Here is an 18,154-nt window from a genome sequence, read left to right as displayed (position 1 = left end):
TTTTTACTCTACAGTCTCACCAGCGGGCAGACTATCCAGCAGGCTGTGCTGCTGCAGTTCTTCGTGCAAATGTGCAAGCATGTTGCGCAGCCAGTTACGCAGCTCCGGCACCTCAGTTTTCTGCAGCGCTTCTTCGTAGCGAGTAAGCTGCGTTTGGTGCGTACTGTTGATGAAGGCGCGGTAGCGTGTATCAAACTCCTCCCCTTCCAATTGCTCAAGTTCCTTTACCAAATCACTATCGGCGGTGGCCAGGCTATCAGGCAATTGCACCGATGCATGTTTCTTAGACAATTTCCTTAGCTCCTGTAGGGCACTGATATGGAACTGCACAGCTTCTTCGGCCAGTAACTTAATGGGAGGTGCGGTGCTTTTTTCTTTTGCCAATTGCCCGATCTCGGCCTGCAGCAGGTTGCTGCTGGCAGCATAGTCCCAGAAAACGGCGTCATCAGCAAGTGTTGGCTCAGAGGCAAGGGCATTTATTTCATTTCCTGATTTACTTGAGGGGCCATCGCAGGACAGCACCAATAAAAACAACAAGCCAACGGCCAATGAGAGTAATTTATCTATAAACATGAAGTAAGTACAAGTGTAAGTTTTACCTACCTATACTTACCGTTCCGGTTTATAGATACTACCTAAAAGCAGATTCCTCTAAAAATACAGCCTTACCTTTATAGCCTGCAACACAGCTAAAAAGTATAGCTTTTGCGCATCACCGTCAGGTTGCTGTTTCGCCCCTGCTCGGCAATTACGTGTGCTGGCTTTGGCTCTTTTACCAGTTGCTCCGGCAAGCCTATCGACTGGTCGTAGAGGTACAAGGTAAGCGGTGCATTTTCCTCTAACCGTACCTCCAGTTGCACTTCTTTGCTTTGCGGCAGGCCGTGCATCAGGGCATAGTATACTTTGCCGCCCTGTGCATCTACAGGAGTTAGTTGCAGGGCTTCGCCGGCTAGTTTTATACTTTTGATGTCTTCCGGGTTTTCTGGTTTCAGAACGATTTCCATGTGGGCTGCTCCACGCTGCGAGGCAAGCCGCAGGCGCAGCAGACGTTCGCCGCCGGTAACAGAATCGGTTACTACTGCTGCCACAGGTGCTGCTACCGGAAAGGTTTCGGCTTCGCTTTTAAGATAGTTCAACGAGGCATGCGGGTAGATCTCTTTAAGCGGCTCCTGCTTCGCATTCTGGAAAAACTGCCTGTTCCAGTCGTCGGTGTTCTGATAGTATGATGCCCAATACGCTTTGCTGCTGTCCGTATCTACATAATAACTCACATGGCTGTGCAGCGGCTGTTTTGCCGAAGGCTTCTCGTTTTGCAGGGCAAGTATAAGTACTACAGTACCGGCCAATAGAAGCAGCAAGGGCAACAACGGCCAGCGCCTCCACCTGAAACTGTGCTCTACCAGGTGCAGCAAAGGCAGCAGGAAACCCAGCAGCAACACAAACAAAGCCAGTGAACCTATCGGCAACTGCAGGCTGAATGCTACAAAAACCACATGCACGATGGGCATAAGTATAAAAATGGCTGGTATAGCAGCGAGCACCAGTATGACTACAACTGTCAGGTTTATCTCAGGCACCTCGTGCAGGTCTTTTGCAAGTATAACCAGTAGCCCTACCAGGCTAAACAGCAGCGGAAACACGAGCAGGTACGTAGCACTCGGGATGGTGAGGTACAGTGCCGCAACAAGTATAAACTGAAGTATGAACACACCCATTACCATAGCCAGCAGTTGCAGCCAGCGCAGCGCCAGCCAACTCAGCAGCAGAAACAGGCCCAGCGCCAGCAACAGGTAAGCCACAAAAAAGCCATTGGCACTATACACGCCGTTCATGCGGTGCGTAAGCGGCAGGAGGTCCAGCACCAGGCTATTAACCGGCACAGATATGCCGGCCACGATTATCAGCAGCACCAGGAAAACTACAAAGCTGATAAGTGACTGAGCTATAGTAAAAGCGCCCTTGCGAACGCCCAAAACAAAAACAGCAATTAGCAATAAGGCAGCAAGCACTACCCAGAATATGCTCATCCACTGTGGATAGCTGATCACCCAGCCGTTTATGGCATTAAAGAAAACGATATCGGGTGCTTTGGTTTTCTCAAGCGAGGTGTTTCCGAAATGCTGCAGCAGCGCCAGCAGGTTACTCCCGTGCTGCTGCACCGTATTCAGGCTAAGGTTTTCAGGCGAATCGGTTGCTTTATGGTAGTGTACAAAGCCATCTATAAACGCGGAGTTCAGGCCGCTGTAGCCGGCATTTTTGAATACTGTAAAGTCGGTATCGTTGGGCATGCGCTTGTAGATTTCGTATGCCAGCGAACTCAGGAACGGATAAGGGGCGTGCTCAATGTATTGTTCAGCTACCCAACCATTCTCCGGACTCAACTCAAAGGTCATACTTGGGCCTTGCGAGCCGCGGCCCTCTAAGTTAAGCACTAGCTCCACGTCCTTTGCCCACGGGTGTTTCAGAAAAGCCTTTGCTCCGTATAAACCATACTCTTCTCCATCGGTAAACAGCACGATCAAGTCGTGCTCCAGCCGTTTAGTTTGTTTCAGAGCCCGCACCGTTTCAAGTATGGCAGCCACACCTGCGCCATCGTCACCCGCTCCGCGTGCATTGGGTTGCGAGTCGTAGTGCGCCATCACAAGTATGCTTTTACCCGTATTGCCACGGCCCTCCAATCTGCCCAACAGGTTATACACATAGCCTACGGCATACTCGTTTGCTGCTGTTGTTTCCTGCACCTGCGGGTTTAGCCCCAACTCCTGCATTTGCTCCAGCAGATAAGTCCTTACCTCAGCATGCGCCGCTGTGCCCATAGCATGTGGCTCCTCTGCTATCTCCACTACATGCCGCATAGCCCGCTCAGCTGAGAACTCATCGACAGGCGCATTTGCCGGTTTAGATGCCGGAGGCTGTAGCAAGTATAAGCTAAGCAGCGCAAGACCTGTTAAGGCCAGCAGTATGAATACAGCGTAGGAGCGGTGACGGTATTGCATGGTATAGGGTATATATCTCTTTTCGAATGTAGCGATTTTTCTGGATTAAAATGTAGCAAGTGATCAGTTGCTGTATATTTCTCGCGTTCTGCTCGGATCTAATCCTCAGTCTAATTTTCCTATATTTTCACTTCATACTTTGGTGCACGTAAGGCGTGGATAAACCCTGCTTTACTAACGACTGATGCAACACAGGAAATGCTCAGGTTATGAAAGTTGAACTACAAGCGCTGTGGTTTTGCTTAACCTTACTTCATACAAGATCCTTTCAGGATGACAAAAGAGATATAACACCCTTTTGGAAAGACATGAGGAGATGTAAGTATAAATTCCCCTCCTTGGTTAAGGAGGGGTTAGTAGGGGTGGTTGGACCCGGCACTTCGGAAAAGCGAGTTATTAAACTCTCACGCACCCTAAGTCACCAGTTAGATGTTGGCGCCAGGAATAGTTCTTTACGGCAAGAGGCATAAAACAAAAGGGGGCAGCACCTTTTACAGATGTTGCCCCCTTTCTTGCTTTTATTTATTACAGTATCTCTGTTTCCTCTGCGTTTATCACCTCGTTCTGGCGAAGGTGCACCGGCGTGGTCTTCTTACGAAGTCGCATGTTTAGCATCTCTACCAAAAGTGAGAAGAACATGGCAAAGTAGATGTAGCCTTTCGGGATGTGCTGGTGCAGCGCCTCTACTACCAGCATAAAGCCGATCAGGAGCAGGAAGGCCAGTGCCAGCATTTTAACAGTAGGATGTTTGTTCACGAAATCACTTACATACTTTGCGAATATCAGCATAATAATCATGGCCAGTATCACAGCAACAATCATTACAATAATCTCCTGAGCAAGCCCCACGGCTGTAAGTATAGAGTCGAAGGAGAACACAATGTCGATGAGGATAATCTGGATAAGCACCCTATTTAAAGAGGCATATACCTTTGCTTCTCCGTGGCTTTCTTCCTCCCCTTCCAACTTATTGTGGATCTCAGTTACAGACTTAGCCAGCAGGAACAAACCACCGGCAAAAAGTATGATATCGCGCCACGAAACCGCAAACTCATCATTGGAAAATGGCAGGTCGATAGAGAAAATCGGTTTGCTGGCGCTTACGATCCAGGCAATAAACATCAACAGGATAACACGAAATACGAGTGCAAGCATTAAACCAATGTTACGTCCTTTTGCCTGCTGCTCCTTCGGCAACCTGCTTACAATAATCGAGATAAATACAATGTTATCTATACCCAACACCACCTCCATAAAAGTTAGTGTGAGCAAGCTTATCCAGGTATCCGGATTCGCAAATATTTCCATAGTTTCTATTATTAATTGTTAGTTGCTGCTTGTTGTTATGTTTTAATCTTGTCAGATTTTCTACAAAAATACCTGCTAAATTGTTTTTCCTTAATCCAAGGATTTTCTCAGGCGTGCTGCGCTGCAGTAATAAGGCGCCTCAACAATCAAACATTTCAACAATCAGCAGATAAAACTAGCTTTTCATGTTCACGTACTGCAGCGGCATGCCTATTTCTTCGCTGTTGCTGCGTAACACAGCGATTACCTGCTGCAGGTCGTCTATTTTTTTGCCGGTAACGCGAATGGTCTCGTCCATCATTGCCGCCGACACTTTCAGCTTGCTGTCTTTGATGATCTTCATGATCTTCTTAGAGGTGTCTTTCTCGATACCGGCCTTTACCTTAATATCTTTCTTTACCATGGCACCGCTCTGGTAAGCCTCTTTCGAGAAATCCAGCGCTGTGGCATCCAGCCCCTGCTTCACCATTTTGCCTATCAGCACATCTTCTGTGTGTTGCACGCGCATTTCGTTCTCCATGGAAATGTTTACCATGTTGTTCTTCTTGTCGTACTCCAGCGAGCCTTTGGTGTCGCGGAAGTCGTAACGGTTCATAATTTCTTTGCGGGCAACGTTAATGGCGTTGTCCATAATTTGCGGGTCTACTTTGCTTACAATATCAAAAGATGCCATAGTTTTTTAGCCTTATACTTTAAGAATTGATTTTACCTATATTGAGCCGACAAAGTTATCATATTGGAGTTACGAATTACGAATTACAAGTTCCGAATTAGGAATTTGTAATTCAACCCTTATTTCTTTCGGCACTTCAGCCGTGAAACAATCAAAGAATAAACTTATGCAGATAATAGAGCCTACCACCCCGGAACAGTTTGAGCAATATTACCGCCTGCGCTACCAAACACTGCGTGAGCCCTGGGGGCAACCAGAAGGTAGCGAACACGCAGAAGACGACAACACCGCCATACATGCCATGCTGCTGGATGATGCCGGCGAGGCTGTGGGTGTTTGCCGCATGCACCTGGCTACGCCGGAAGAGGCGCAGATCCGGTTTATGGGTATACGCCAGGATATGCAAGGCAAGAAACTCGGCGACCAGTTACTGCACTACCAGGAAGAGCGCGCCCGGCAGTTGGGTGCCACCCGCATGATGCTGCAGGCCCGCGAAAATGCTGTAAACTTTTACCGCCGCAACGGGTATGAAATAGAAGAGAAATCGCACCTGCTGTTTGGCACCATCCAACATTACCGTATGGCCAGGCAGCTCTAACAGAACTGCCCCGGCTATGAAGAAAAACACCAGACTTATACTTACTGCAGGCGCTCTGGCCGCAGCGGCCATACTTATAAGCAGCTGCAGCAAAAACTACGCGCCATTAGAAACTGTACCCACCGTAGACTTAAGCAAGTATGCTGGCCGCTGGTACGAGATTGCTGCCCTGCCCCAACGTTTCGAGAAAGGCTGCCACTGCGTGTATGCCGAGTATACCTTACACCCGGACGGTTATGTGGAGGTGTACAACTACTGCCGCAAAGACGGCCCCAACGGGGAAGTGAAAGATATTCGAGGTAAGGCTTTTCCGGTAGAGGGCAGCAGCAACAGTAAACTGAAGGTACAGTTTTTCTGGCCCTTTAAAGGCGACTACTGGATACTAGAACTGGACCCGGATTACAAGCACGTTCTTGTTGGCTCCCCAGACCGTGAAAGCCTTTGGCTCCTCTCCCGCACGCCTGTTTTAGATGATGCCGTGTACAACCTGATGGTGCAGCAAGCCAAGAGCAAAGGCTTCCCCGTGGAACAGTTGGAGAAGACGGATCAGAGTTGCTACCTGTAGTTAACCACTTCTTATATTTTGCCTGCTACGGCATTATTGCTAGCCGTAATTAACTGTGTATTAACGGATATACTCGAGTAATAACACGGCTACTACTTGTTAAGGCTGTCTGAAGTACCGCACCTGAGTCTGTTCATTACTACCGCAGCAACATCAACACCACTCGCAACCCCCTAACCTTTAACATATTAACCCATTAAATCCAATCATTAAAAGGATTTGCCGGATATGATCTTTAGTCTTATCTTGTATTGTGTATGTACTATATGGGTATTTGAAAAAGCGATTTTTAAACCATGTGGAAACACATTCACATATAATGCAGATAGAGGGAGTAGGTACTCCTGCTATACGGTAGTTGGTTGTAACTTAAAATTATAAAAATCTCATAGAGAGTTGAAAAAACTTCTTATCCCTCTAATGGCGTTAGTTGTTGGAGTTGTCATCACTTGTGAACTTGCATTCACGCAGTCCACCCTTAGATTTTTTGCGATTGTGGGGCTAATTTGTGTGTTCTATGGTTGGGTCGTTTTCCCCTTTAGCCTTGCAAATTATTTTACAGAAATCTATAAAAAAGGATACAGATTCTTATCTTACCTATACCTATGCTTTTTGATTGTAGTAACTGTGTTCTTAGGACTATTCTATACTAATTGGTTTGATGAACAAGAGAACAAACTTAACGGCTCTGGAGAACTAATGCAATCTAAAGTTGAACAGGTAAATTGGGAGTCAAGGGGAAAGGGAGCAAGCAATGATGGTAACTATGTGTATTACAGGTTCGCTGTAGATGGTAAAACCTATGAGCATAGTGTAAAAAATGATACACTAAAGAAAGGAGATGAAATAATAATTTTATACCTACCAAGTAATCCATCAAATCATAAAATAAAGAGCAAAAAATAAAGCTTCAACCAACCATGTGCAGCCTTTATGCTTGGCTACGCCTCGCTCATCGGCTGCACGAGTAACGTTACCTCTCCCATCCCAAACAGCAAAACTTGCAAAACACAGGCTTTTTGGCTACCATTAAGAGACACAGCAGCCTAAGCAGCCATGAAAAAAGCCACCATAGCCCAAAACCTGCTCCGGCACAGGAAGCGGAAAGGACTTACGCAGGAGCAGCTTTCAGAAAATTATGGCGTAACGGTAAGGACCATTCAACGCATAGAGAATGCTAAAGTAGAGCCTCATTTTCAAACGCTCTCGTTGTTAGCCCAGTCTTTAGAAGTTGAGGTTAAAGAGCTGTCGTGTTCCGAGCCTGCTGATGCACCACAAAGCAACACTGCAGTAAGAAAATGGCTATTGCTGTTTCACCTGTTGCCTTTGATGGGTGTGCTTATACCTTTTGCCAACCTGATGCTTCCCCTTATACTTTAGGCTTATAAACGTGACGAGCACCCGCTTTTCGAGGAGCATGGCAGAGCTGTGGTTAACTTCCACCTCACAATTACGCTTGCCTTTATGCTGGGTATCGTGCTTTTGGTGCTGCTCTTTCAGGTGGGCCTGCTGCTGCTCATACTTGTGGCAGCCTACACACTTATACTTATCTTCTGGAACGCCAAAAAAATCATTAAAAACGAAGGCTACAGGTATCCATTATCCATCAGGTTTATCTAAGCTAACGGGTTAATAGTAGCATTTGATTGCCCGAAATGGGAGATGATACAAATACCAAAAAACTGCCTTTAAACATACTTTAAGCCCATTTGTCGCATAAGTGTCGGGGAGGTGTCGCAAGAATACATACCTAAATGCCGTAGCTTTGAAACTAACACATTGTTTAACACTCAAAGCCAAAAGCAGCATGTTAAAACACACCGCATTTATACTTTCACTAGCACTTCTTCTCTGCAATTTTGCGCTCGGACAAAGCAAGTACATCTACAGAGTTGACGGCAGCAAAACAACCGCAAGTCACATAGACAAAACCATTACGCGCCTGATGGACACGGCTAACGTCACCGGGCTTGGAATCTCGATCTTCAACAACAATGAAGTGGTTTACCAGAAAGCATTTGGCTATAGCAACGCAGTTAATAAAACACCCCTTAGCGCAAACACCATTTTTTACGGGGCCTCCCTTAGCAAAGCTGTTTTCGCAGTGCTGGTGATGCAGCTGGTGGAGGAAGGTGTGATTGAGTGGGATACTCCCCTGCAGAGCTACCTCGAAAAGCCTCTTTCGGAATATGGTTATACTAAAAAGAATACGAAAAGCTGGAATGGGTATTTAGACCTGAAAGGCGATAAGCGCTATGAAAAAATTACAGCACGCATGTGCTTAACCCATACCACTGGTTTTCCGAACTGGCGCTTCCTTACCAGTACCGGGTACAAAAAAGATGGTAAGCTATACTTTCAGTTCGAGCCGGGTGCCCGTTACAGCTATTCCGGAGAAGGGTTCGCATTGCTTCAATTTGTGATAGAGCAGATAACAGGAAAGGGACTGGAGGAGCTCGCTCAGGAGCGAATATTCAAGCCACTGGGCATGTGCAGAACCAGCTATATTTATGTATGGCAGCCAGGGCAAGAGAAGCAGTACGTGTATGGGCATGACAGCAAAGAGAACGTGATTCCTAAAGACGAAGTAGACGACGCCGGGGCAGCAGGCAGTATGGGCACCACGCTGGCAGATTATTCTAAATTTTTAGAAGCCGTCCTGAACCAACAGCTGCTAAAGCAGGAATCGTATAAGGAGCTGTTTAAGAAACAGGTTGCCATTAGCAGCAAACAACAGTTTGGCCCAAATTCGCTGGTTGAGACCACTGAGAACGAAGACATAGCTTTGGGTTACGGACTGGGTTGGGGCGTGTTAGAAACACCGTATGGCAAAGGAGTATTTAAAGAAGGAGGCTCAGAGGGTTATAAGCACTACTCCATACTTTTCCCTGAGACAGGCACAGGGGTGCTGATAATGACAAACAGCGACAACGCCGAAAGCATTTTTAAAGAGTTGCTGGAAATAACTATTGGCGACACCTATACTCCCTGGCAGTGGGAAAACTATGTTCCCTACGAACACAAAACACAGCAAAAGCAGTAGCACACCTCTTCTTTAAAGTATAAGTGCTATATTAGAGGGTAACAATTATCAGCTCCGCATGGATTTGTGGCAGCTTTGACCAAAACTGGCTTACTTACACTAAAACAAAATTAAATCTAAAAATAAATCAACTTAATACAGGAAACGAAAGTATAATTAGTTCTGTTAATGTAGCTACTGTACTTTAAACCCTTTATCTCATGAAAATAATTTCCCGCTTGATATTACCTGTTGCTGTGCTGGGTGTTGTGGCCTGCTCCGAAAAAGATCAGAAAGCAAACAATACACCTACCGCTACTACAGCAGCACCTTTAAACACCACTGCTACTCCTGTTACCGGCACTGCAGCACAGGGTGCAACAGCTGCGTTAAACCCTGCGCATGGCCAGCCAAACCACCGCTGCGATATACCAGTAGGAGCACCGCTTAACACACCGGCACAACCAAAGCTGAATGTGCCTACCACTACCATTACGCCGCCATTGCAGCCAACACAGACGCAGCAGCAGGGAAGCGTAGCAGCCGGAACAAATCCGCCGCATGGCCAGCCTGGCCACGACTGCTCAAAGCCGGTTGGTGCTCCACTTTAATAAGCCATATATCTTTCTTGAAAATACAGCAGGATTCCTTTATAGGAGTCTTAGCGTACTTCGCGTTTCCTTTGCGTCCTTAGCGGTACAAACACAACCGCTAAGGACGCAAAGGAAACGCGAAGCGCGCAATAAGCTGAACGCTTTACTCAGGCAAAGTATAATCCAGCGGCAGCATGTCGCCTAGCTTCTCGAAACCCCAGTAGCCTTCAAAAAGAACTCCCAGCGGCTCGTAAATACTCCCGTTTTTATCCAGCAACACATAGTCGGACCTAAGCGAGATAACAGAGGTTTGGTAACTCGGCTTTGGCGGGTTAAACGGCTTCAGCTGCTGCACATAAGCCATTTCTTCTTTTTCGCCGGTATATACTACCTGCATGTAATTATCAAATTGCATCTTCACTTCATCACCATCAAAAGACAGGTAATCAGCATAAGGAACAGGATTTTTGTCTAATTGCTCTATTAGCTTTGGTAACCTTGCACGTGCAAGAATATCTGTAGCGGCGGCATCTAAGGTTATACTTCCTCCTGCTGCTTTTGCGCTTGCCCGGATTGCGGCAATTTCTTCGTCAGTTGGCCTGTTGGGGTTTGGTACACGGTAGAGCCGGCGCAGGTTAAAACCCTGCTCCTCCAGTTGCTGTTGCCGCAGTGCCCGCACAAAGTGCATCACAGAACCACGGTAGGCTGTTTCACGGTTACGGCTCCAGCGGCGCTGTTTGGCTTGTCCGCCCTTCATCAAGGTATACTTCGGATAACCAAGGTACACCACATAACCATCCCGCATGTACAGCTTAAATTCCGTAAGCAGGTATTCTATCTTATAGCCCAGTGCCGGATTTTCTATCAGCAGCGGCCTATCAGACTTAACCTCCAGCAGCGCCGTTTTTGGGTCAAAGGTTATGGCCAGCACCTCCGGGTTCAGTAATTTACACTGCCTCCCAAACGTACTCTTGCCTAGGAAGTTCTGCTTAAACACCTCCAGGTTCTGGTACCACTCCGGGTCACGCTTGCCCTCTACTACCACCTCTGTCAGTTTGTGTTCTTTAGGCGTGAGTTTGAAAAGTATGGATTTGGGCAGTTGGTCGGTGTTTACCTGATAGATGATTGGCTCATAGCCTAAGTACGATACAATAAGTTCGTAACGGCCAGCAGGTACTTGCAGCACAAATTCACCTTTAGCATTGGTAGTAGCGCCAATGGTGGTCGTATTTACATAAACTGATACAAACTCAATCGGCTCATCAGTTTTTTCATCAAATACACGGCCCTGTATCTTGTGCTGCGCCAGCAGCGGCAGGGCTATCAGCCAAGAGAGTAACAGAAGTATAGCTTGTTTCATGCAGTGCAGAAGGTTGTTTCTTAAAAGTGCATATTTTCTCTTTAAGATGCTCCCATTTTAACCTTCTTTAACATTTACATTCGCTGCTTTACTAACTAGCGCATCACTTACTTATCTGCTATTTCAGTAGCTTACTAACCCCGCTTTTCCTGTACCCGCTTTACCAAGTTGCGCACGAATTTCCGCGGCATCAGTTGGGCTGTTAAGGCTGTCAGTTTGTTCTGCACCCCCGGAATCACCACTACTTCTCCAGACATCATACCTTCATAGCCAGCCTGGGCCACACTATGTGCATCGGCTACAAACTGGGAGGTAAACAGGCCGGAGCCATGCAGGTTTGCCCTCTCCTGAAACTCAGTCTCGGTAGGTCCGGGGCAGAGGGCTGTAACCGTTACATTATCCTGCTCCAGTTCTGTAGCAAGCGCCTCTGTAAAAGACTGCACGTACGCTTTGCTGGCATAGTAAACTGCCATTAGCGGCCCAGCCGGCGGAAAAGCAGCCGTAGACGAAACATTCAAAATCTTAGCCGACCTGCCGGGAGTGAGTTGGTTCAGGAACAGTTTGCATAGGTGTGTTAAAGCTGTAATGTTAAGCTGTATCATGTCCAACTCTTTTTGCAGGGCAGTTTCTTTAAAATACCCGTAGTTGCCAAAACCAGCATTGTTTATCAGAGCCGTTACCTGGACTCCCTCGTTGTGCAGTTGCTCAAACAGCCTGTCGGGTGCTTCGGGCATGGTCAGGTCTAGGGAGATAACTTTAGTTTGCGTGCCATACTTAAGCGCATACTGCACGGCCATACTATCCAGCTTTTCTTCGGATCGGGCCACCAGCACCAGGCTGTGCCCCTGCGCTGCAAAAATGTCGGCCAACGCCTTTCCTATACCCGCTGATGCTCCTGTGATCAGTACATTAAACTTTTCGCTTGCTGTGTCTTTCATAAGTAGTTATCAGATTTACTGTTTGCGCATTTCCTGTTGCCGCATTGGCATCTGGTCGATGATAGTGTAGATGTCTTCAACAGGTACTGCATTTGTGCTTCTGTACTTTTCAGTACCATCTTTGCCCAGCAGTAGTATGGTAAACGCATCAGGTGCAACACTGAACTGCTCACGCAAGTGCTTCCCGTTCTCGCCAGTTTGTACCTCACCATTTACCCGCAGTACATCGTCTCCTTCTATATCTATCAACACCATATCCCGTTCTGGTAAGCCTTTGGCATTTGTACTGATATTGGTTTTCTGTTTTGTATATTCTTCGTTTTGGGCATCAGGCGTAAACAGTAGCAGCACCCTGTTCTCCCACATATATTTATTTAAGTCCATTGGTTTGGGTTTATTTTGAAGGTATGCTGCCGACAGCAGCATACATGTTGTAAAAAGTATGGCATAAATTGATGTCATAGTAAAGCATACGGTAACTAAACATGGCTGGCTGTTCTGTGCATTTACAGCTAAGGTTAATCCCTCCTATTTCTGCTCTTGACGCTCGTTATCAATTCTTTACTTAAAGGATATGTTATATTATTATTACTATACTTCTTCTTTCCAATCTTATACTTACTTTTGCACCCTGTTACGCCAAAATACCTATTTATATAAAACTATGAAGATTGGATTACACACAAAGCACCTGCTTAGCCTCGTGCTGTTCCTACTGTGCCTCAGCGCCTCAGCACAAAACTTATCCCAAACCATTCGCGGCCGCATTTTAGACAAAGAATCACAGGAACCTTTGATCGGCGCTACCGTTGCCATACTTACCACCAACCCGGCCATGGGTGCCACCACAGATGTGAACGGCAACTTCAGGCTTGACAAAGTGCCGGTGGGCCGCCATACTTTGCGTATCAGCTATGTAGGCTACGAAGAGCAGGTACTTCCCGAATTGTTGTTAGGATCCGGTAAAGAACTGGTGCTGAACATCGGCCTGAACGAGTCTTTCAAAAAGCTGCAGGAGGTGGTGATCAGTGCCGAGGAGCAGAGCAAAGGCAACCCGTTGAACGAGATGGCGATGATCAGCTCGCGCTCCATTGCCGTGGAAGAAACCAAACGCTACGCAGCCAGTATGAACGACCCTGCCCGTGCCTCACAAAATTATGCCGGTGTAGGCGTTAGCCAGGACATGAGCAACGAGATTGTGGTGCGTGGCAACTCGCCGCGTGGCGTGCTGTGGCGCCTGGAAGGAATTGAGATTCCAAACCCAAGCCACTTTGCCGAAGAGGGTGCCGCAGGTGGTGCTATCAGTATTCTGAGCGTAAACATGCTCGACAACTCCGACTTTAACACAGGTGCTTTTCCGGCAGAGTATGGCAATGCCCTTTCCGGAGTGTTTGATATCCGGTTGCGCAACGGCAACAACGAGAAGCGTGAGTATGCTTTCCAGGCTGGTATGATGGGTATTGACTTTGCAGCAGAAGGGCCATTTAAGCAAGGCAGCAAAGCTTCTTACCTCGCTAATTATCGCTATTCTACACTGGCTATACTTAACAAGATTGGCGTAGAAATCATAGGCGATGCTACCCCGGTTTTCCAGGATTTCTCTTACAAAGTATACTTGCCTACTGCCAAAGCCGGCGTTTTCTCGCTGTGGGGAATTAGCGGCCTTAGCGAACAGGAAAGAAAAGCAGAACGAGATGTAAACGCTTGGGAAGGCTACTGGGACCGCTTTGATGACAGCTACAAGTCTAAAATGGGAGCCGCCGGCGTTTCGCACATGCTGTTCCTGCCACACGATGCGTACCTGGAATCTTCGCTGGTGCTGTCAGGTAACAGCAACGAACTAACAGTAGATTCGCTTAACAACGATTTTGAGGTAATTCCATACTATGGGCAGCGCTTTTCTTACAATACAGCGCGCTTCTCTACCTTGTACAACCGCAAAGTCAACAACCGCCATACTTTTAGAACCGGATTTATTTTAAGCCGCCTGGGTTACGAAGGCTTTGCCGAAGGACAGAGCTCAGACCGCAGACGAGGCCGCTTTGTAGAGCAGGAAGGGAGCACCAGCGTGGCACAGGCTTATGCACAGTGGAAGTACCGCCTGACAGAGCAGCTAACATTTAACTCTGGTTTGCACGGCATGTATTTTGGCTTGAACGGCAGCAGCAGCTTAGAGCCGCGCCTGGGCCTGAAGTGGCAGGTAAACGCTGCCCGTTCGTTTAGCGCCGGATTTGGCCTGCACAGCCGCCACGAGTCCATGACCACATACTTTGCACAGCAGCGCCAGGGCGATACTTTTGTGCAGCCAAACAAGAACCTCGACCTTACCCGCGCTGCGCATTTTGTGTTAGGCTACGACCAGATGCTGCGTGAAGACCTGCGCCTGAAAGTGGAGACATACTATCAGCACCTGTACAATGTACCGGTTGGCACTGCCGCTAACGGCTCTTTCTCAGCTATTAACTATGAAGACGGGTTTACCATCGACAGTTTGATAAACGAAGGCACAGGCCGCAACTATGGTCTGGAACTGACGCTGGAAAAGTTCTTTACAAACAACTTCTATTACCTGCTAACAACATCGCTGTACGACTCTAAATATACTGCCCTGGATGGTGTGGAGCGTAACACACGCTTTAACGGCAACCATATTGTAAACTTATTGGGAGGTAAAGAATTTAAAGTGGGCAAGAATAAGCAAAACCTGATCAGCACAAACCTTAAGCTGATGTGGGCTGGCGGCAACCGCTACACGCCTATCGACCTGGAAAAATCCAGAGCAGCGGCTGCAGAAAAGCTCGTGGAAGAGAAGCGATTCAGTTTAAAAGCTGATGATTACTACAGATCGGATATCCGGGTAAGCTACCGCAAAAATAAACCAAAGGCGTCTTATATCCTGTCGCTGGACATACAGAACGTAACCAACCGCCAGAACATGTTTGCCCAGTACTATGACCGCATGAAAGAGGACATTAAAACCTACTACCAGATGGGCATGGTACCGGTACTGAACTACCGCATCGAGTTTTAGCATACTACAGCGGCAGGCTTAGGCCTGCCGCTTTGCTTTTAGCCTGAAAAGGTGCATCTTAGTCAAAACCATTTATACTTGTTCGTGCCTAACATGCTACACCGTTTTATACTTGCTTCCCTACTAGTCTGCGCTTGCTGCCTCACAGCCTGCAACTCCGATTCCGAAACTCAGGCAGTAACTCAAGAAACAGCCGACACCACGCAACTACCCGAAACGCCACAGCCAGAAGTTAGCAACGAAGTAAGCTACGAAGAACGGCTTCAAGGCGGCGGCATGCGTTTTGATGTGCGCACCACCGGCCTTGGCTCACAGCGCAGCCTTGCCATTATAGTAGAGCGCGACGAGCAACTTCCTGTACGCATCGACGAGGCCATAGAAGGCACAGTAACCAAAAGTGTGGTAGCAGACCTTAACGACAACAAAAAGCCCGAGCTGCTGGTGTTTGTGAGCGGAAGTGGCAGCGGCAGTTACGGCAAAGTATACGGCTATGAGTTTGAGCGGGAATACTGGGGTGAACTTACCATACCTGAACTTAGTCCAGAATTACAAAAGGATTACATGGGCCACGATGAGTTTAAGGTTGTAAATGATCGCCTGATCCGCACCTTTCCTATCTACCTCGAAACCGATCCCAACTGCTGCCCTACCGGCGGCACCCGCACCATTACTTATACATTAAATAATGCTTTAAACCTGGCGGTTGAGAAGGTAGAGTAAGTTTTGAGAGGCACTGGTTTATACTTCAGCAGTACCGGGTCCAACCACCCCTGGCCCCTCCTTATCCAAGGCGGGGAACTCTGCCACTACTTTAGCAAAGTATAAACTCTATCGCAGCAGCTTGACCTTGCTTCTTGCAGGATCTTTCCAAGATGACAGAAGTGAGAGACAGTAGCTATAGGGATGGCAGTAAGAGCAGTAACTAAAGGCTCCCCTCCTTGGATAAGGAGGGGCCAGGGGTGGTTGGACCCGATACTGCAATACATTCTTATAAATTTTAACCTACACCACCCTTCAATTAATTTGCTACGGCTGCTACTCTACTTAGCAGGAAAACTCGTACATTAAACCAGCATCCTTCCACCTAAAGTATAAGCCTTATGTCAGAAGAAGAACTGGACCTACTTCGGTATCCTATCGGTAAGTATGACCCCGCTAAGTACCCGCATGATGAGCATTTAGTAGAGCAGCACATACTTGCTATTGGCCAACTCTCAGGCAAAATACGCGAGGCTGTAAAAGACCTTACACCGGAGCAACTAGATACACCTTACCGCCCTGACGGATGGACGCTGCGCCAGGTAGTACACCACATCCCCGACAGCCACATGAACGGCTACCTCAGGCAAAAGCTGGCCTTGACAGAGGAAGTGCCTACCATTCGGACTTACCATGAGGCGGAGTGGGCATTACTGCCAGACACAATGCTGGCTAGCCCTGAAATTTCGATAAATTTATTAGAAGCATTGCATCAGAGGTGGGTGGTGCTGCTTAAAAGCCTGACGCATGACCAACTGGAACGCAAGCTAATTCATCCGGATACCGGAGAGTGTACCATAAGGCAGCACATAGGGCTTTACGCCTGGCACGGAGAGCACCACCTGGCCCACATTACTAACTTGTTAGAGCGTAAAGGCTGGAAGAAAGCAGAAGTAACAGAGCAGATTAAGGATTTGTAGCGTAAGTGAACTACACTGCGGCCTTACTTTATTTTGTTACCTTCTATCTCATTGCCGTTCTGGTACAACACAAGTGAATTAACCGTGCCATTCTCTTTCTTAAACTCAAGCTCTGCATCTGTCACTTTCATAAAGAATCTTGTTTCAGATTCAGGGTAAATTGTAACGGCAGGTTGATTAGTTGCCTGTGCCTTTAGTTGCCCGTCTTTGAAAGAAACTGTGATGGTGAAATTAGGTGCTAATTGGTACACACCTATATACTGCTTTAGCACAGACTCAGTCAAATCTGCAGTTTTGCGAAGCTTGGGCATATTATGCGAAAAACCTAAGGCATAGGCAGCAATGGGATCTACGTCATAAGCAGTGTTGGTTAAAATCACCACTGCTTTGTTTTTGCCGGGCATTAAGCCAGTAAAGCTTCGGAACCCGCCGGTCCCCCCGTTGTGCCAATACAGGGTATCTCCGTCTTTTACCTGAATCTGCCACCCTAGTGTCAGACCTCCCTGTAAGCCCTTGTCGTTACTCATTATTTTCTGCACCTGCAGCACTTCCTGCATATGGGGGTACAGCTTTGTTTTTGTCTCTCCTATAAAAGCCAGGTTATACCGCATCAGGTCTTTGGCACTCATGTCCAGCATACCCGCAGGGGCAACTGCCTTAGCACTCCAATCTTTTACAGGCTCACCATCCAGATACCCTTTTGCTCGTGTATAAGATGGATTTGCACCATCAAAAACAGCACTTTCTAACTGAAGCGGCTGAAGTACCCGCTCCCGCAGTAGTGATTGGTACGTTTTGCCAGTAGCGTTTTCCAGCACCTGACCTAACAAGGAAACACCCGTGTTAGAGTAGTTTATTTTTTCTCCCGGCACAGTTTGTAGCGGCACCTGGTTCAGGTATGCATAAAGATCTTTGGCTGTGTAGTCTGCATAAGGATCGTAATTATCTTTTGGCTTCAGGTTACCTGGTACTTTCGGGAAGCCTGCTGTATGCGATGCCAGGTGCCGGAGCGTTACCTTCTGCCCTTCCTTTTCAAGTGATTTAAGTGAGTCGGGCAGATATTTGTTTACCGGATCATCCCAGCTTACCACCCCTTCCTTTACCAGCATTTGCGCTAACAAGGTGGTAAAGGTTTTTGTGATAGACCCTATCTCAAAGACAGTGTTTTCGGAAACGGCTGTTCCATTGCGCTTATCAGCAACACCATACGTGTAGTAGCGGGTCTTACCGTTCTCATAAACTCCAAGCACAATGCCCGGCACATAGTTCTTTTGCACCAGTTCCTGTAAATGGAGCTTTACAGAATCAAGACGGGTTGCCGATTTTTGCTGTGCCTGTACAAGAGGTGCCAGAAATAACAAGAAGAGAAACAGGGAGATCTTTTTCATAAG

General features: G+C 47.3%; 17 protein-coding genes and 1 pseudogene. 10 read left to right on the top strand and 8 right to left on the bottom strand.

What is annotated here, in order from left to right; translation table 11 throughout:
- Positions 1-3: 3 nt before the first annotated feature.
- The 4 genes from H8S84_RS07950 to H8S84_RS07935 form a co-directional block, all read right to left on the bottom strand.
- Entirely contained in the window at positions 4-573 is a 570-nt protein-coding gene (locus H8S84_RS07950) for a DUF4142 domain-containing protein (protein WP_187066803.1), read from the bottom strand.
- Between the two features lie 116 nt (positions 574-689).
- Positions 690-2,996 (bottom strand): M20/M25/M40 family metallo-hydrolase, encoded by a 2,307-nt coding sequence (locus H8S84_RS07945; protein ID WP_187066802.1) that lies wholly within the window; start codon positions 2,994-2,996, stop codon positions 690-692.
- A 525-nt stretch (positions 2,997-3,521) separates the two neighbouring features.
- Positions 3,522-4,304, bottom strand: coding sequence for a TerC family protein (locus H8S84_RS07940; protein WP_187066801.1), 783 nt, complete (start codon positions 4,302-4,304; stop codon positions 3,522-3,524).
- Positions 4,305-4,479: 175 nt separating this feature from the next.
- Positions 4,480-4,977 carry a YajQ family cyclic di-GMP-binding protein gene (locus tag H8S84_RS07935; protein ID WP_187066800.1) on the bottom strand — a complete coding sequence of 166 codons (498 nt, stop codon included), beginning with the start codon at positions 4,975-4,977 and terminating at the stop codon, positions 4,480-4,482.
- Positions 4,978-5,143: 166 nt separating this feature from the next.
- On the opposite strand from H8S84_RS07935, the gene H8S84_RS07930 reads away from it, so the two are divergent.
- From H8S84_RS07930 to H8S84_RS07900, 7 genes and pseudogenes are all read left to right on the top strand, one after another.
- Complete coding sequence (locus tag H8S84_RS07930; protein ID WP_187066799.1) at positions 5,144-5,575, top strand: GNAT family N-acetyltransferase; 432 nt, start codon at positions 5,144-5,146, stop codon at positions 5,573-5,575.
- A gap of 16 nt (positions 5,576-5,591) precedes the next feature.
- Positions 5,592-6,140: a lipocalin family protein gene (locus H8S84_RS07925; RefSeq protein ID WP_187066798.1), complete on the top strand. Its 549-nt coding sequence runs from the start codon at positions 5,592-5,594 to the stop codon at positions 6,138-6,140.
- A 420-nt stretch (positions 6,141-6,560) separates the two neighbouring features.
- Positions 6,561-7,046 carry a DUF3592 domain-containing protein gene (locus H8S84_RS07920; protein WP_222621615.1) on the top strand — a complete coding sequence of 162 codons (486 nt, stop codon included), beginning with the start codon at positions 6,561-6,563 and terminating at the stop codon, positions 7,044-7,046.
- Between the two features lie 150 nt (positions 7,047-7,196).
- Positions 7,197-7,520, top strand: coding sequence for a helix-turn-helix domain-containing protein (locus tag H8S84_RS07915; protein WP_187066796.1), 324 nt, complete (start codon positions 7,197-7,199; stop codon positions 7,518-7,520).
- 15 nt (positions 7,521-7,535) lie between these two features.
- Positions 7,536-7,760: pseudogene (locus H8S84_RS07910) on the top strand (DUF4870 domain-containing protein); the annotation flags it as partial.
- 187 nt (positions 7,761-7,947) lie between these two features.
- On the top strand, positions 7,948-9,183 hold the full coding sequence (locus H8S84_RS07905; RefSeq protein WP_187066795.1) for a serine hydrolase domain-containing protein: 1,236 nt from the start codon (positions 7,948-7,950) through the stop codon (positions 9,181-9,183).
- 200 nt (positions 9,184-9,383) lie between these two features.
- A complete protein-coding gene (locus H8S84_RS07900; protein ID WP_187066794.1) occupies positions 9,384-9,773 on the top strand; it encodes a hypothetical protein in 390 nt (129 codons plus the stop codon).
- A 145-nt stretch (positions 9,774-9,918) separates the two neighbouring features.
- Here H8S84_RS07900 and H8S84_RS07895 read toward each other — a convergent pair whose 3' ends face one another.
- From H8S84_RS07895 to H8S84_RS07885, 3 genes are all read right to left on the bottom strand, one after another.
- On the bottom strand, positions 9,919-11,115 hold the full coding sequence (locus tag H8S84_RS07895) for a carboxypeptidase-like regulatory domain-containing protein (RefSeq protein WP_187066793.1): 1,197 nt from the start codon (positions 11,113-11,115) through the stop codon (positions 9,919-9,921).
- Positions 11,116-11,249: 134 nt separating this feature from the next.
- Positions 11,250-12,053: an SDR family NAD(P)-dependent oxidoreductase gene (locus H8S84_RS07890; RefSeq protein WP_187066792.1), complete on the bottom strand. Its 804-nt coding sequence runs from the start codon at positions 12,051-12,053 to the stop codon at positions 11,250-11,252.
- 15 nt (positions 12,054-12,068) lie between these two features.
- Positions 12,069-12,515: a DUF4174 domain-containing protein gene (locus H8S84_RS07885; RefSeq protein WP_187066791.1), complete on the bottom strand. Its 447-nt coding sequence runs from the start codon at positions 12,513-12,515 to the stop codon at positions 12,069-12,071.
- A 202-nt stretch (positions 12,516-12,717) separates the two neighbouring features.
- Between H8S84_RS07885 and H8S84_RS07880 the strand changes: the two genes are divergently transcribed.
- From H8S84_RS07880 to H8S84_RS07870, 3 genes are all read left to right on the top strand, one after another.
- The gene (locus tag H8S84_RS07880) at positions 12,718-15,084 is read left to right on the top strand and encodes a TonB-dependent receptor (RefSeq protein WP_187066790.1); all 2,367 of its coding nucleotides are present in this window, start codon (positions 12,718-12,720) and stop codon (positions 15,082-15,084) included.
- Between the two features lie 51 nt (positions 15,085-15,135).
- A complete protein-coding gene (locus tag H8S84_RS07875; protein WP_187066789.1) occupies positions 15,136-15,804 on the top strand; it encodes a hypothetical protein in 669 nt (222 codons plus the stop codon).
- 380 nt (positions 15,805-16,184) lie between these two features.
- A complete protein-coding gene (locus H8S84_RS07870; RefSeq protein WP_187066788.1) occupies positions 16,185-16,763 on the top strand; it encodes a YfiT family bacillithiol transferase in 579 nt (192 codons plus the stop codon).
- Positions 16,764-16,786: 23 nt separating this feature from the next.
- Here H8S84_RS07870 and H8S84_RS07865 read toward each other — a convergent pair whose 3' ends face one another.
- Positions 16,787-18,151, bottom strand: a complete 1,365-nt coding sequence (locus H8S84_RS07865) for a serine hydrolase (RefSeq protein WP_187066787.1) — start codon at positions 18,149-18,151, stop codon at positions 16,787-16,789.
- Positions 18,152-18,154 lie beyond the last annotated feature (3 nt).

Origin of the sequence: Pontibacter cellulosilyticus, from assembly GCF_014306105.1 — a bacterium.
Lineage (GTDB): Bacteria > Bacteroidota > Bacteroidia > Cytophagales > Hymenobacteraceae > Pontibacter > Pontibacter cellulosilyticus.
Note: the sequence above shows the minus strand (reverse complement) of the source record. Positions and strands in the feature narration are given on the sequence as shown.

Coding starts and splice junctions, on each gene's coding strand:
- H8S84_RS07935 (WP_187066800.1), bottom strand. CDS start 4,977: ATGGCATCTTTTGATATTGTAAGCAAAGTAGACCCGCAAATTATGGAC.
- H8S84_RS07870 (WP_187066788.1), top strand. CDS start 16,185: ATGTCAGAAGAAGAACTGGACCTACTTCGGTATCCTATCGGTAAGTAT.
- H8S84_RS07925 (WP_187066798.1), top strand. CDS start 5,592: ATGAAGAAAAACACCAGACTTATACTTACTGCAGGCGCTCTGGCCGCA.
- H8S84_RS07895 (WP_187066793.1), bottom strand. CDS start 11,115: ATGAAACAAGCTATACTTCTGTTACTCTCTTGGCTGATAGCCCTGCCG.
- H8S84_RS07945 (WP_187066802.1), bottom strand. CDS start 2,996: ATGCAATACCGTCACCGCTCCTACGCTGTATTCATACTGCTGGCCTTA.
- H8S84_RS07890 (WP_187066792.1), bottom strand. CDS start 12,053: ATGAAAGACACAGCAAGCGAAAAGTTTAATGTACTGATCACAGGAGCA.
- H8S84_RS07915 (WP_187066796.1), top strand. CDS start 7,197: ATGAAAAAAGCCACCATAGCCCAAAACCTGCTCCGGCACAGGAAGCGG.
- H8S84_RS07885 (WP_187066791.1), bottom strand. CDS start 12,515: ATGACATCAATTTATGCCATACTTTTTACAACATGTATGCTGCTGTCG.
- H8S84_RS07900 (WP_187066794.1), top strand. CDS start 9,384: ATGAAAATAATTTCCCGCTTGATATTACCTGTTGCTGTGCTGGGTGTT.
- H8S84_RS07930 (WP_187066799.1), top strand. CDS start 5,144: ATGCAGATAATAGAGCCTACCACCCCGGAACAGTTTGAGCAATATTAC.
- H8S84_RS07940 (WP_187066801.1), bottom strand. CDS start 4,304: ATGGAAATATTTGCGAATCCGGATACCTGGATAAGCTTGCTCACACTA.
- H8S84_RS07920 (WP_222621615.1), top strand. CDS start 6,561: ATGGCGTTAGTTGTTGGAGTTGTCATCACTTGTGAACTTGCATTCACG.
- H8S84_RS07880 (WP_187066790.1), top strand. CDS start 12,718: ATGAAGATTGGATTACACACAAAGCACCTGCTTAGCCTCGTGCTGTTC.
- H8S84_RS07950 (WP_187066803.1), bottom strand. CDS start 573: ATGTTTATAGATAAATTACTCTCATTGGCCGTTGGCTTGTTGTTTTTA.
- H8S84_RS07865 (WP_187066787.1), bottom strand. CDS start 18,151: ATGAAAAAGATCTCCCTGTTTCTCTTCTTGTTATTTCTGGCACCTCTT.
- H8S84_RS07905 (WP_187066795.1), top strand. CDS start 7,948: ATGTTAAAACACACCGCATTTATACTTTCACTAGCACTTCTTCTCTGC.